General features: G+C 46.7%; 13 protein-coding genes. 8 read left to right on the forward strand and 5 right to left on the reverse strand.

Annotation, left to right across the window (positions count from 1 at the left end):
* Positions 1 to 86 precede the first annotated feature (86 nt).
* From MHUN_RS15605 to MHUN_RS15625, 4 genes are all read left to right on the forward strand, one after another.
* A complete protein-coding gene (locus MHUN_RS15605; protein WP_048067616.1) occupies positions 87 to 794 on the forward strand; it encodes a VTT domain-containing protein in 708 nt (235 codons plus the stop codon).
* Between the two features lie 112 nt (positions 795 to 906).
* A complete protein-coding gene (locus MHUN_RS17880) occupies positions 907 to 2,817 on the forward strand; it encodes a CHAD domain-containing protein (RefSeq protein WP_011449928.1) in 1,911 nt (636 codons plus the stop codon).
* Positions 2,817 to 3,398: an HD domain-containing protein gene (locus MHUN_RS17885; protein WP_011449929.1), complete on the forward strand. Its 582-nt coding sequence runs from the start codon at positions 2,817 to 2,819 to the stop codon at positions 3,396 to 3,398. The genes MHUN_RS17880 and MHUN_RS17885 overlap by 1 nt, the downstream gene beginning before the upstream one ends.
* Positions 3,389 to 4,948 carry a Ppx/GppA phosphatase family protein gene (locus MHUN_RS15625; RefSeq protein ID WP_011449930.1) on the forward strand — a complete coding sequence of 520 codons (1,560 nt, stop codon included), beginning with the start codon at positions 3,389 to 3,391 and terminating at the stop codon, positions 4,946 to 4,948. The genes MHUN_RS17885 and MHUN_RS15625 overlap by 10 nt, the downstream gene beginning before the upstream one ends.
* A 9-nt stretch (positions 4,949 to 4,957) precedes the next feature.
* On the opposite strand, the gene MHUN_RS15630 is transcribed toward MHUN_RS15625, so the two are convergent.
* Positions 4,958 to 5,515, reverse strand: a complete 558-nt coding sequence (locus tag MHUN_RS15630; RefSeq protein ID WP_011449931.1) for a flavodoxin family protein — start codon at positions 5,513 to 5,515, stop codon at positions 4,958 to 4,960.
* Between the two features lie 208 nt (positions 5,516 to 5,723).
* Here MHUN_RS15630 and MHUN_RS15635 point away from each other — a divergent pair, with 208 nt between their 5' ends.
* A complete protein-coding gene (locus MHUN_RS15635; protein ID WP_011449932.1) occupies positions 5,724 to 7,364 on the forward strand; it encodes a 2-oxoacid:acceptor oxidoreductase subunit alpha in 1,641 nt (546 codons plus the stop codon).
* The gene (locus tag MHUN_RS15640; RefSeq protein WP_011449933.1) at positions 7,361 to 8,206 is read left to right on the forward strand and encodes a thiamine pyrophosphate-dependent enzyme; all 846 of its coding nucleotides are present in this window, start codon (positions 7,361 to 7,363) and stop codon (positions 8,204 to 8,206) included. Before MHUN_RS15635 ends, MHUN_RS15640 begins: the two co-directional genes overlap by 4 nt.
* Before the next feature lie 3 nt (positions 8,207 to 8,209).
* Here MHUN_RS15640 and MHUN_RS15645 read toward each other — a convergent pair whose 3' ends face one another.
* The gene (locus MHUN_RS15645; RefSeq protein ID WP_158498244.1) at positions 8,210 to 9,151 is read right to left on the reverse strand and encodes a tetratricopeptide repeat protein; all 942 of its coding nucleotides are present in this window, start codon (positions 9,149 to 9,151) and stop codon (positions 8,210 to 8,212) included.
* Positions 9,152 to 9,343: 192 nt separating this feature from the next.
* On the opposite strand from MHUN_RS15645, the gene MHUN_RS15650 reads away from it, so the two are divergent.
* Positions 9,344 to 9,820, forward strand: a complete 477-nt coding sequence (locus tag MHUN_RS15650; protein ID WP_048068114.1) for a pyridoxamine 5'-phosphate oxidase family protein — start codon at positions 9,344 to 9,346, stop codon at positions 9,818 to 9,820.
* Here MHUN_RS15650 and MHUN_RS15655 read toward each other — a convergent pair.
* The gene (locus MHUN_RS15655; protein WP_011449936.1) at positions 9,764 to 11,866 is read right to left on the reverse strand and encodes a thioredoxin domain-containing protein; all 2,103 of its coding nucleotides are present in this window, start codon (positions 11,864 to 11,866) and stop codon (positions 9,764 to 9,766) included. The genes MHUN_RS15650 and MHUN_RS15655 overlap by 57 nt on opposite strands.
* 189 nt (positions 11,867 to 12,055) lie before the next feature.
* Here MHUN_RS15655 and MHUN_RS15660 point away from each other — a divergent pair, with 189 nt between their 5' ends.
* Positions 12,056 to 13,327, forward strand: coding sequence for a PAS domain-containing protein (locus MHUN_RS15660; RefSeq protein WP_011449937.1), 1,272 nt, complete (start codon positions 12,056 to 12,058; stop codon positions 13,325 to 13,327).
* A gap of 21 nt (positions 13,328 to 13,348) precedes the next feature.
* Here the strand turns inward: MHUN_RS15660 and MHUN_RS15665 are convergent, their stop codons facing one another.
* The gene (locus tag MHUN_RS15665; protein WP_011449938.1) at positions 13,349 to 13,657 is read right to left on the reverse strand and encodes a transcriptional regulator; all 309 of its coding nucleotides are present in this window, start codon (positions 13,655 to 13,657) and stop codon (positions 13,349 to 13,351) included.
* A 36-nt stretch (positions 13,658 to 13,693) separates the two neighbouring features.
* Positions 13,694 to 14,679, reverse strand: a protein-coding gene (locus MHUN_RS18485; protein WP_143709314.1) for an IS1-like element ISMhu11 family transposase whose coding sequence is annotated in 2 segments (ribosomal slippage) — positions 13,694 to 14,286 and positions 14,286 to 14,679 — 987 coding nt in all. Because the reading frame shifts where the segments join, the coding sequence is not laid out codon by codon here.
* Positions 14,680 to 14,772: the final 93 nt, after the last annotated feature.

Raw genomic sequence — 14,772 nt, forward strand, 5'->3', positions numbered from 1 at the left:
ACGCTTGATGTTCCTGATCATATTTTTTATCCCTGATTCCGGTATGGGAAACCCTATTGCCCCGGAGAGGGAACAGATCCGCAGATATGGACGTAACCCTCATTGATCTGATTCTTCATATTGATTCATCACTTGAGCAGATGGCCGGCGAATTAGGACTCCTCATCTATGCCGTCCTCTTTCTCATCATCTTTTGTGAGACAGGACTTGTCGTAACCCCGTTCCTGCCAGGAGATTCGCTTCTCTTCGTGTCAGGAGCCCTTGCCGGAACCGGGATCCTTAATATCTGGGTTCTGCTTCTTATTATCGGGCTTGCTGCAATCATCGGAGATACGGCAAACTTCTGGATCGGCAGATATGCCGGGTGTAAGATCATGGAGGGTCGGCTTTCTGCATTCATTCATAAAGAATGGCTGGAAAAGACACATCACTACTTTGAGAAATATGGGGGGGCAACCATCGTTATCGCACGGTTTGTCCCGATTGTCAGGACTTTTGCTCCGTTCCTGGCTGGGATCGGGAAGATGCACTACCAGTGGTTTCTGTTCTATAATGTCACCGGTGCAATACTCTGGACCGGAGGGCTTGTCGGAGGCGGATACCTGATTGGAAATATTCCGGTCATATCTGACCATGTCTCACTTCTGATGTGGGTCGTGCTGGGAATATGTATCTTCTCAATAGCCATGGTAATAAAAGCCATCCTTTCAGCCGCCCTCTATGACAAAAAGAAAGAAAAAACAACAGGAGATTCTGCTGCTGACTACTGTTACCGCCTTGAAGTGGAGAAATAACCCCTGACTTCAGTTCACACGACGGATGGCAGCAGGATCAAAGGAGTGAAATAGGCTCCCCCATATACCATACATACCAGGTTGCCTACTGCTCCAGTACGGGAGGAAATTGATGAGATGTGATCACAGACATACACAGGATCCTGCTTTTTCCCGGTATGCTGCTCTGACGATGCTTCCGCTCCTCCGATCATTACAGCAGGAGTTATCAGGAGTCAAAACGGCAGATGATATCGAATATGTCCATCGGGCACGGGTTGCAACCCGACGGCTCAGGGCATGCCTTACCATATTCTCCCCCTGCCTCCCGTCTCATAATGTTAAAAGATGGAGACGCACCATCAGAAACATTACGAGGTCACTTGGTGAGGCTCGTGACCTGGATGTCCAGACTGATTTTATCAGTTCATTTATTGCGAAACAATGCAGGGACTCCTGTCAGGGAGAGGTATTCTACTATTCCTCCCCATTAGCAGACAATAAACCTGATAATGAAGGGAATGAACGTTCGTATCACCCGCTCTTTTTCAGAGTGACAGAAGGGAAAACCGGTGAGGAATCCGTATCTGAGAGCCTTCTTTCATGCACCTCATTTGATATACACAGACCAGGTCTGGAATGTCTGCTCCACCGATTAAAAACCCGGCGTCAACAGATACAACCGGATCTTGTCAGCGCCGTCGACCAACTGGAAAAGACAGCGGTTCTTGAATCAATAACGACCTGCCTGCATGAACTGAAGGTCAGAGCAGAGATTGAGGATGGTGGAGACGTTTCTCCATTCTCCTATGAACAGGCGTTTGTCAATATCATGACCGCCATCTCCGATCTCTTCTGGTATGAACCCTGGCTTTTAGAACCTGATAATATCCATCGTCACCATGAGATGCGGATCGCTGCAAAACGACTTAGATATACCCTGGAGTCGTTCGCAGGTCTGTTTGAATGCGGATTGAAAACCGAGATTAAGACATTTAAAAATCTTCAGGATGTTCTTGGTGACATGCATGACTGCGATGTCTGGATTGAGAAAATCCCCCTCTTCATCAGGGATGAGAAGAAACGAGCACTCAGGTATTTTGGAAATTCTGACTTTTTCTCTATCCTCCAGGAGGGGTTATATAAACTCCTTGATAACCGGAAGAAGAAAAGGGCAGAACTTTTTTCCGAACTGCATACCCTCTGGGACTCACTCAAACAGGAGGGATTCTGGGACGAGCTGATGGAAAAGGTATCAATTCCTGTCCATCATTCATTCCAGGAACGTTCAGACCAGTGCCATGACGGGCCGGTTACGATTGCCCTGATATCAGATGTTCATGCAAATCTTCCTGCCCTTGAGGCGGTACTTGCTGATGCACGGCAGAAGGGTGCTACGGCAGTACTCAATGCTGGTGATAGTATTGGATATGGTGCATTTCCTGACGAGGTCATATCATCTCTTCGTTCATCACATGTCCTCTCGGTTATTGGAAATTATGACCAGGCAGTCCTTGTGAAAAAATGGAAGACAGGAAGGCCCAGGTCACGAGACAAGCAGATCGCGATGCGGTTTGCATACCATCATCTCTCAAAGGAGAATCGTGCCTACCTCGCAGGGCTTCCGAGGGAATATAGATTGAGGGTAAAAGGAACTACCATTCTGGTCACCCATGGAAGCCCTGATTCGCTTACTGAATATCTTGTCCAGGAGACGCCGGAGTCAAGGTTTCGTGAGATTGCACAAAAGACAAAGGCAGATATTATTGTAACCGGTCATTCCCATCTCCCGTCCATCAGGGAGATTGATAATGTGGTATTTGTGAACTGCGGGAGTGTCGGGAGAACAGAAGATGGCGATCCCCGTGCTTGCTATGCCCTGCTGACATTAGACCCGCTCTCAATCGTTCATGTACGGGTACCGTATGATATTGACCGGGCAATTGATGCCATCAGAAACCGCCACCTTCCTGATTCATTTGCCAGGATCGTCTCCGAAGGAAAGCCCCTGGATATCGTATCCGAACCGGAGGATTCGGTCTGATGAAGAGATCGGTCTGGCCGGTTATCCAGGACTATTCAGACAGGCTGGACCCGGATCCTCCTCATGCACAACAGGTATGCCGGTTATCAGGTATGTTATTTGACGATTTACGCCCCCTGCACCATCTGCCCCCTGATACCCGGGATTTATTAAAAGCGGCAGCTCTTCTCCACGATATTGGCTGGAGTATAGCAGATAAGCCCCATCATAAAGCATCACGGGACATAATCCTCAATGATACAACAATGAACCTGACATCCAGGGAGAGAAAGATAATTGCGTTAATTGCACGATACCACCGGAAGTCTCATCCAAGGCCTGATCATGCCGTCTTTAAAGAACTCTGTGAGGATGATAAGCAGATTGTTTCCTGGTGCTCCGGCATCCTCCGGGTAGCTGACGTCCTTGATCGGGCACATCAGAATCTGGTCAGAGAAATTCGCTGCTTTATTGCATCAGAAGAGATTGTACTCTCCTGTACCTGTAAAACCTCATTCTACTATGATTTACCAGTCTTTGCAGAGAAAAGCATGCTTTTACAAGAACTTACCCATCGCAGGATTTGTCTTTCATGCACCTGAATACTCCACGGATTATTGGATTTATTGATCTTGGGACGAATTCCGTTCGTCTTCTTGTTGTGAGACTGAATCAGAACGGATCATACACTCTCGTTACCCAGCAGAAAGAGGTAATCAGACTTGGAGAAGGGGAATTTACTGATAACCGGCTGACCGATGCAGCCATGCAGCGGGCTACAGGTGTAATCGTCCGGCTGATTGAACTTGCAAAAAGCAGGGGGGCCGAAGAATTTGTCGCTGTTGCCACATCTGCAACACGGGAGGCATCAAATGGTGAGGAACTCTGCAACCGGATTGAGGACCTTACCGGTGTGCAGATTCATATCATCTCCGGGGCAGAGGAGGCAAGGCTGATATGGCTAGGCGTATCAAGCGGGATTGACCTAAAAGGTGAAACGGCTCTCTTTATCGATATCGGGGGTGGATCGACAGAGATTATAGTCGGAGATCAGCATGAACCGTTCTTTCTGAGAAGTCTGAAACTGGGAGCTATCCGAACAACGGGTATGTTTGTACAGGCTGAAAAAGATGGAAGAGTATCACAGCACATGCTCTTTTCTTTGAGAAGGCGGATTGAGCATGAGATCGTGCATATTGCAAGGCACATAAACACCTGGAATATCACCAGGGCGATTGGTAGTTCAGGAACCATCCTCTCCCTTGAAACTGTCGCTGCATCACATAAACCATGTGTTTCGTCTCATATTCCCGGTTTTATCAGTATCGAAGAACTGGATATTCTTATCAGATATCTCTCAAATCTGCCGCTGCACATGCGCAAAGAGGTCCCGGGCCTGAATTCTGACCGGGCAGATATAATCATCGCAGGGGCAGTTATTCTTCATGAGATAGTAAAGGTGAGCGGGCTCAAAGGAGTGTATACGTCATCCCGCTCTCTTCGGGACGGCCTGCTCGTTGATTACATCACCCGGATCCCGGGCTTTCCCCATGCGGAACCTGTTTCCATACGGGAACGATCCGTACGGCACCTGGGCCGGCTCTGCCATATTGATGAGCCTCATGCTTCCCATATTGTCAAACTCTCTCTGCAACTCTACCACTCAGGGATCAGAGCCGGACTTTTTCCATCGTATGACGAAGCAGAAGAACTCCTTTCACATGCGGCATATCTCCATGACGTCGGGCAGTTTATCTCTTTTTCCAACCATCATCAGCACTCCTTCTATCTGATAACACAGGTTCCCCTTCTTGGTTTTAACCAGCATGAGGTTCTGATGATCGGTCTTATTGCACGATATCACCGGAAAAAACTACCGCGGCAACGGGACAATCCTTTTCAGGAACTGGACCGGACCGACCGGAGAATAGTCAGGGTTCTTTCTCTCCTGCTCAGAATTGCTGAAAACCTTGACCGTAGTCATGACCGGCGTATTGAGAAGGCGGAGTTCATCAGGAAAAAAGACAGGGTTGTTTTATCGGTCTCCTGCATATCAGACTGCTCACTGGAGATATGGGCCGTCGAGTCTGAAAAGGATTCATTCTTCAGAACCTTCAGAACCAAGTTACAGATTGATACTCACCGTGGATAACGGAAATCATCAGTGTTCTGACTTCAGTTCCCCGACAAGATCATGGACTACTGTTATTACATCATCTTTGGCCTCTTGATCTCTGAGTACTTCACCTCTCTTGTACCCATGCCCGTGTACTGACCTGATTATCTTCATCTCATGAGCCTGTGCCCATATGCGGATGGTCTCCAGGGCACGATCTTCTCCGGAGACCGCACTGACTGCGACCGGAATGACCTTTTTGCCTTTGAGCTGCCGGTCATGCCAGAGAGAATACGTCCGGTCGATGAAATTTTTTACACGACCAGATACATCCTGAAAATACACAGGTGAGCCGATGATGATAAGATCACTTTTGAGCATTTTTCTGGCAATAGAATTGAAATCATCCTTCACCACGCAATATCCGGCCTCCATGCATTTTCTGCATCCCTTACAGGGACCTATCTTTGCACCAGCCAGGGACACCGATTTCATCTTGAGATCTTCAATGGCGGCCTCTTCTATCTGCTCATTCAGATAACCGATAAGCAGACCGGTATTGCCCTTCTTCACATGACTTCCGGAGAGAGATAAAACGCGCATGTATATGACCAGGATCTGATACCATATAAAATTACTGGTATCCCTATTTTGATTACACAATATTCCCGGAGTTTCTATGGTTTCACTATAGAATAAAATATCACAATATATTTTTTGTTTTTATACAGAGAGATCGTATACATCCCTCTCATCCGGTGGCAATATTGATTACCATATAAAGCACAGTTCCCACAGAGAGGCAGGTACGGTGGCAGAATTTTCAGTCCTTATCGGAGGAAAAGCAGGAGACGGCATCTCACAGGCAGGTCAGGTTATCGGTTCTGTCTTCTCCTCACTGGGATATCATGTGTACCAGTATGTCGATTATCCCTCGCTCATCAGGGGCGGGCATAACTTCTGTATCATTCGTGCTGCAGAGTATCCGGTGACAGCATTCCGATCCGGGGTGGATGTCATCATCGCCTTTGATCAGCAGACTGCTGATCTTCATAAAGGCCGGTTGTCAGATGACGGGATCATCATCTCTGATGCCGACCGGGTGAAGGCACCAGGCCTTGAGATACCGCTTGGCCAACTGATAAACACCCACCAGGGGATTCCGATCATGGGAAATACCGCTATGATCAGTGCCCTGTTCAGGTATCTTGGTGTTCCATGGGACAGGATAGAACCGGTCCTGAAAAGAAAGAATCCTAAGAAAACAGAGAAAAATCTTGAGATTGCCCGGGCCGCCTGGGACATACTCTCACCATCCCGGAAACTGGGTATCCCCGGGGGTTCTCCAAAACCCTTCCTTTCAGGTAATGAATGGATTGGACTTGGCCTTCTGGCCGGCGGGCTTGATGCCTATGTGGCCTATCCGATGACCCCGTCGTCAGGCATCCTGCATTTTCTCGCTTCAATTGCAGATGAGGCAGGGATTCAGGTATATCATCCGGAGAGTGAGATAGCAGTCATCCTCATGGCACTCGGGTTTTCCTATGCCGGAAAGAAGGCAGCGGTCGGCACATCTGGCGGGGGCTTCTGTCTGATGACCGAAGGACTCTCCCTTGCTGGGCAGGCAGAAATTCCAATCGTCATCGTCGTCTCACAACGAACCGGCCCATCAACCGGACTGCCGACATATACCGCACAATCTGACCTGATGTTCATCCGCCATGCAGGACAGGGAGAATTTCCCCGTTGGATAGCAGCTCCCGGAACACCTGAAGAAGCAATCTTTCTCGGAGCGGAGGCGGTTCGTATTGCATGGAAATTTCAGGTCCCTGCATTTATCATATCCGATAAAACCTTCTCGGAGGGGCTCTTTACCGGATCGGCTGATCTGCCGGACCTCCCCCCTCACCGGGTCTCTGCTCCTGCGTTTCCCTATCACCGGTATGAGGATATGCCTGATGGTATCTCACCCCTTCTTGCCCCCCCACATCCTGGTGAGGTTGTAAAAGTAAACAGTTATACCCATGATTTCAAAGGCATCACAACAGAAGACCCCCAGATAACCATTGCCATGGTTGAGAAGAGAAAACGAAAAGAGCTGGCTTTGAAAGAGTATACAGACCAGCCGGAGAGTATAAGAATTACCGGGAATGAAAAAGCACCGGTATGTGTTATTGCATGGGGTTCTGTCCGTGGACAGGTGGCGGAGATTGCAAAAGATAACTCATTCCGGTTTGTATCCCCTCTTATCCTCGAACCCTTCCCGATAAAGACCTTTATGGCTGCTCTGGAGGGAGTTGACAGGATCATTGTGGTTGAAGAGAGTGCAACAGGGCAGATAGACAAAATTCTCAAAGAGCATGGTATTGTCCCAGATGAGATCATCCTGCGGTATGACGGAAGACCTTCGACGATTGAAGAACTGGAAACCAGGATCAGGAGGGTATTATGAGTCCGAACGCAACACTGGTATCTGAAGCAAAAAACACCTGGTGCCCGGGGTGTGGAAATTTTGCAATTCAGCATGCGTTTCGATATGTTATCGAAGAATATGAGAAAGAGGGTATTCCAAAAGAGAAGTTTGTCCTGGTTTCAGGCATCGGATGTCATGCCAAAATTGTGGATTATTTTAACTTAAACAGTTTTTACTCCCTGCATGGAAGGACAATCCCTGTTGCTACCGGGATTAAGATGGCAAATCCTGATCTGAAAGTCGTCTGTTTTGCTGGAGACGGAGACCTCTATGCAGAGGGACTTGATCATCTGATCCATGCAGCAAAACGAAATATCGACATTACGGTTATCTGTCATAACAACCGGGTGTATGGGCTTACTACCGGACAATATACCCCGACATCCCCGTATGGCTACCAGGGCCGGTCCACCCCGAACGGGATCCATGAGTACCCGCTGAATATTATTGAGGTGTTGCTCGGGTCAGGGGCAGGCTTTGTGGCGAGGGCATACTCGCGGAATATCCCCCTCCTCAAACGGGTTATACACGAAGCCATCTCTCATCCAGGGTTTGCCCATATTGACGTACTGCAGATCTGTGCAACCTTCTTTAACATGACCTCCGTCTATGATGAGCAGGTATACGAAACATCTGAAGCAAATGTTTCACAGTTTGATATGGCCTGCCGGACCGGGCAGCAATGGAACTATTCTGATCCAGGACCGATCCCGCTCGGTATCTTTTACAAAACAATTCGCCCATCACTGCCGGAGAAACGTGAGATCAAACAGACTGACCGGAAAAAAGTAATTCAGGAGATCCTTTCCAGATATTCCTGATTGTTATCCCTGCTCTTTTTTCACTGGCCGCTTTTTTATAACCCCCATGACACCGAGGATAATAATGGCAATGATACCAATTCCGATCATGAGATAATTCAGAACAAATATCGCCGGAGGTATGACAAAGGGAGCGTTCATCGCCGGCATTTCTATCTCCTCATGTGTCGTGGCTTTCCTGATCTCTGGATTCACCTTTGCAAGTCTGTTTAATGTATCACTATACTTCTGCGGGATGTAACTTTCATCCAGTGATATTGCTTTTTCAAATGCATTCAGGGCATTTTTCATATTGCCCATGGTAAAATGCACGCTTCCGAGGTTATTCCATACCTCCGCAGAATCAGGATAGATCTGAATAGACTGATTAAATGCAGCTATGGCTTCATCATTGCGGTACATCTTTGCAAGTACCTCTCCCTTTTTATTCCATGTCGCATTATTTTTCGGATCTATCTTCAGAGCTGAGGTATACGCATAATCCGCCTCGGTAAACCGGTTTAAGGCAGCAAGCACATCTCCATATCCGTCCTGATTCTGAAAGATATAGGGATTTAAAGAGACGGCCCTTGTATAGATATCCAGCGCTTCCTGATAATTTCCCAGCTCATAAATGGCACGACCTTTTTTTCCCAGGAGATCTGCATTCGTCTTGTCGATGGTGATGGCGCGATCATATGATTCGGCAGCTTCTGCATACCGCTTCAGTTCCATCATCGCATCGCCGCGTAATTTCCACCCTTCTGTGTAATATTCATCCAGAAGAAGGGCCTGATCATAGGCTGCGATCGCGCTTACATAATCCTTCTTTTGAAAAGCATCTTTTCCCTTGTTTATCCAAACCGTAGCGTCCTGAATATTCTGAGCAGGTACAACAGGACAGAGTACAAACGTGGTTGCCATTAAGAGAAGGATTGCCAGAACCATGCCTTGCCATCGGGTCATAGGTAATTCCATCGGTATTTTACTCAAAGAATCCAATGAGAGTGTGACGGATTCAATAAAGTAGTTTCTCTTTCCAAAAGAAAAGACCTCGTTTTATCATTTCTTGAAAGAGTATAGCATCTGATAGATTTCGATCCGGGATGCAGGTCTGCATAGTTTATTAGATGGAACGTGTATGTTGTTTTAGGTATCATGGAGATCGTGAAAATCCCCCGGATGGAGAAAGAAGAGTATGATGCGCTGATTCACAGCCGTTTTATGGCACGAATCGCCTTTTCTGGGGAAAAATATCCCTATATTGCGCCATTCCTCTATGTGTATGACGGAAACCACCTCTATTTCCTCTCCACAAAATATGGCAAAAAGATAGAGTACTTCAGAAAATCCCCATACGTCTCCGTGGAGATTGACAAGTATACAAAGGATCTCTCCTGTTACATGTTTGTGACACTCCAGGGATATCTTGAAGAGGTGAATGATTCTATCGAGAAGAAGCTCACGAGAGAGAGATTTGTGAACCTGATCCGTGAGCAGAATCTCTCCACCAACATTCTTGCAGCCCTCGGTCACTCACCGCAGGACCCGCCGGAGTCAATCTGTAAAGAGGAGCGCTCACTTGTCTGGCGCCTGAATGGTGTCAGAAATCTCATCGCCCTGAAAAATATGTAAACCCCGGAGATACCGCCGTAACTCACCGACCGTCGTGATGGGGGGATAACACTGCTGGTGTGAACAGATGTGAAGGGCAGGTGTGTCCCCCTGACAATGGACATACAGAGGGAGGAAGTATGAGTCAGATCTCTCCCTGATATGGATTCTTATCATACCGGGAAGATACGAGGACCAGAGAAGGCTCCAGATCTCATCGTCTCCCGTACTTCCTGATGTATTACAGAGTACAGCAGTGCCTCTCAGGTTTTTCTCGATAAGTCCACATAAAAAGGTGCAGCAGCCGGTTATCATCCGGGGATCCAGTGAACGTTGATACTCCTCTATCTGCCGGGATTTTTGACCATATAATTCATCCCCGGTAATGGTAAACAAGGCACAAAGTAGCAGGTAGGCGGCTCCGTTCGTTGAAAATGTCGGGCCGTCTGTCATTTCTTTCATTCTTACCGGCAGATCAGTCTCTGAGGGGACTTGGAAATATCCACCGTGTACAGAATCATAGAACCGGTCAGATGCGCTCTTTTCCAGTGATATAGCTCGCCGAAGCCACAGCGAATTGCCTGTTGTCTGATAGAGTGTAACACAGGCCCATGCAAGATGGACATAATCACCTGCAGTTCCTTCAATACCGCCCTGACCATTCCGCCACCGGTGTAGCACACTCCCGTCAGGACGGACCATGTTCGAAAAGAGAAATTCTGCTGCAGATATTGCCCTTGTGCAGAGTGATTCGTCATGAAAGACCATACCGGCAAAGGCAAGTGCCTGGATTGCAAGGGCATTCCAGTCGGTCAGGACCTTGTCATCAAGGGGCGGTCTTTCCCGCTCTTTCCGTGCATTCGTGAGCGTATTGAGAATTGAGGCATAGGTTTTTTCCGGGTCTCTGACTCCCGCTGCCGATAAAATCTCCAGGGGATCACGCTCTGGGAAGAGAACATTATCTCCGGGTTTCATCCCATGCATCCCGGACACATTCCCTTCCCTGGTGATACCAAACATGGTGCAGACAAGCCGTGCTTCTTCTCCGAAGATCTTTTCAATTTCATCATACGACCAGAGATAATATGCCCCTTCTCCACCCGGACTGTCGGCATCTTCAGATGAGGAAAACCCGCCGGGCGCGTCAGAGAGGACAGTAGTCATGTACTCAAGAACTGAGCGAGCTAGCCTCCGGTACCGGTCCTGTTTTGTAACCTGCCAGATCTCAGTATAGATTATCGCACACATCGCCTGATCATAGAGCATCTTCTCAAAGTGAGGTAACTTCCAGGCCGTATCGGTTGCATACCGGTGAAATCCTCCGTCCAGATGATCTCTCATGCCACCCCAGGCCATCCGGTTAAGTGTCGTCGTAATCATATCAAGAATGGACCGGTCCTGATGTATGACCGCATACCTGAGGAGGAAGAGGAGAACGGGAACAGAAGGGAACTTTGGAGCAGGTGAAAAACCACCATATTTTTTATCGTACAACGCAGTGAGACGCCTGGCAGCAGTGTGAATCAGTTCATCAGGATCATGCAGGGTGCCCCGCCTGGTCTGTTCCTGTATCGCTGACATAATCTGGTCAGATAGATCACTGACCTTTTCTCTCTCATCTCTCCAGACTGATGCCAGATATGGGAGGAGATCAAGCATACCGGGCATATTCGGACTGCTCATTTTCGGGATAAAGGTGGCTGCATAAAATGGACGTTTATCAGGAGTAAGAAAGACATGCAGGGGCCATCCGCCAGACCCGGTCATTGCCTGGCAAACGGCCATATAGACCTGATCAATATCCGGTCTCTCCTCTCTATCCACCTTAACTGAGACAAAATGAGTATTGAGCAGTGATGCAACCACCTCATCCTCAAAACAGACGGTCTCCATCACATGACACCAGTGACAGGCAGCATATCCAATCGAGACAAAAACCGGCATATCATTCTCTAGTGCTCTCGCAAATGCCTCATCACCCCAGGGATACCAGTCTACTGGATTGTGTGCATGATGACGAAGATAGGGACTGTGCTCTTTTACCAGCCTGTTTGGGGAGTGAGTCATAATGCAGGATGCACTGTTTCAGGATTTAAACATTGAGGAGAGGCCACCTGATGATAACAGGCGATGGAAGCACGTAAAAAGATACGATCTGAAAACCTGCATCCTCAATAAACCACAGAACGATTGGTTTCATTTTTGAGAGGGCATACATTAACTATTTATTATGACATAGACAACCTCTTTCCATCGATGGACAATACCCATTATTACATCTCACGGATCGCTGATTTTTTACGTGAGAATCGGGATGGAATGACAATATCTGAAATTTCAACCGGTTTGTCCATGTCACGGAACACCATTGGGAAATATATAGAAATGATGTTTCTCTCCGGAATGGTGGATGTGCGAACGGTCGGAAAGGCGAAGATATTTTTTTTATCCAAACGCATCCCGATCACAACACTTCTTAATTACCTTTCATCTTCGGTTATTCAGACTGATGACCGGTATTACATTCAAAGTGCAAATATCTCTGCAGCTGAATTACTTGACACCGACCTTACTCAGATGACCGGGCGTAATATTCTGGACCTTCTTACATTACAGGGTTTAAAACCGGAGGTCAGGACAAGAATACTCTCCCCAGACCGGTCCCTGGTCTTTGCTTCAGATATTGAACTTGTCAGGTCAGATCAGAAACGGTTTGTCTGGCTGACTGTTGCAGATGTTGTCATGTATGACGGAGCAAAGGGGCATTATTTCGTCATTGAAGATGTGCATGAATGGAAAGAGGCAGAAGAGAGTAAGAGAAGATATTATGCTCTCTTTCACGCTCTGGCAGCAGAAACCGATGATCGGGTTTTTGTCATGACGCCGGAACTTGTCTTTACCTATGTAAATCCCCGGTTCGGACGGGCCTTTCATCGGGAACCAGAGTCATTCATCGGGGAGAGCCGGACAAATATCTGCGATCATCATGCAAAACCACTGATTCAGGAAGCTGCAAAGTATGTATGCAGCAGAAATGAACCGTACCGGATTCTTTTCTCGATACAGGAGCGGGATCAGGTCAGGTGGTTTGATGAACGATTATTTCCGGTTCAGGACAATAAAGGGGAAGTCAGAGAGATCATCGGGTTTTCACGTGACATTACCGGGTTTCAGGAAGGAGGTTCTGCCTCGGTTCTTCTTGCATCCCTCATGGATCTGCTCCATGAAGCGGTGATAACCACAACTCCTGCTGGAAAGGTCCTTTCATGGAACCGGGGTGCTGAACTGATGACCGGGTATCCCCGTGATGAGCTGATCGGCAGCACGGCACTCTCAATAATCACCCCTGATTTGAATGCCGGCAGAGACCTGGTTCTGGAAACCTGTAACGGAGAGGAGATACGAGATGTAAAGGCGATTATCAGGGCAAGGGGGGGGAGAAAGAAAAGAGTTCTGATCTCTACTTCCCGATTGTCTTTTCAGGAAAATATCGTCAGTGGAGTGTGTATCGTTATTCGGGAACATTGAATCTGTGACGAATGTATCAGCTTAACCCTCTTTATTAGGACTATCACATGCAGAGCACATGGTATCTCCATCACGGATCAGCACACATATCCTGCATATCCGATCACGTGGATCACTGATCTTTCCTGATACGAGATCCCTTGCCAGTTCGGCGATGGCATCAGATACCTTATCTGAAAATACAATCCGGTATCCTCGTTTTCCGGAGAGATATTGTGATACTGCCGAAGGTGCCATGTTCAGGATAGTTGCCACCATCTTCTGTGAAAGCCCGCACCTGACCATCTCTCCTGCTATCGCGGCACGTATTGCCGGGAGCGAATCCCACACTATTGTCTCACACGGAAGTTTTGGTACTGGCCTCCTTTAGAACTGAACATGGTAGTTTAAAAACTCACTCCAATTCCAAAGATGATCAGTAATACTTTCTAACATTGCTGGAGACTTGTGACTACTTTTTACTTCGATAAAATTATGCACAAATTGAAAGATATTTAGCGCTGAAATGAATCTATTGAGTTTTTTTGAAAAAGAGGCAGTTTTCCTTCCAAAACGGCTCAATCGTTGTCTGATTTTATTATTGTAGCCCTCAATGACTGAGGTAGAGATTGCTTTACTATCTGGATTTCCCATAATTTTCTCTCGAATGACATAAACAAGTTTATTCTTCTCTTTTACTTTGATCACCTGACCATAATCCAAGCATGGCTCACAATATAATTCAGGTAAACAAATGCTATATTGGACGTTTCCATCAGTAAAAATCGATATTTTGTTTTCTGGCGTTGGAAGTTCCATTCGGTTAAAAAATCGAACTAACATATCTGCACAAGTATCAATATTTCTTTTTCCAGATTCAAATGCTAAAAATAATCCAGAATCCCTTTTAAAACAAGTATAGGACCAACAATCACCTAATTCTTCAGAGTCAGTTGTTAGGAGATTCTTGTTTTTTTTTGAACAAACTCCCAAATTTCATCCATCTCACAATCCCCCGCGGAAATGTCATGAATAAAATAATCGTTGAGTTTTTCAGCATGTTCACCGATTAAGTGATAATATCGAGATATAGTGTCGCGATGGTGTCCGGTAACTCGAGATACTCCTCGAATTGAAGTTTTTTCAGTCGAGTGTTTCGCAATTATGAGAACAGCAGTTCGTGGTAAACGAGAATCATACAGAGGAGTATTTTTAGTTTCAATAAAAAAACGTCGACAGTGATGGCAATAGTACTGTTGATTGCCTGCAGAATTATGCCCATTTTTAGTAATATTCTTTCCATCTTCAATTTGAAAATAAGTACAATCCGGATTTTGACACGTAATCAATATAGGACCACGTTTTCCAACCATGAAAATAATTATATCTAAACTTATATTAATTTTTAGTACATAAAATTTAATACTTTATTTGCACTTAGTATTACCAGCTTGCTAACAGGGCAC

The organism is Methanospirillum hungatei JF-1, assembly GCF_000013445.1.
Lineage (GTDB): Archaea > Halobacteriota > Methanomicrobia > Methanomicrobiales > Methanospirillaceae > Methanospirillum > Methanospirillum hungatei.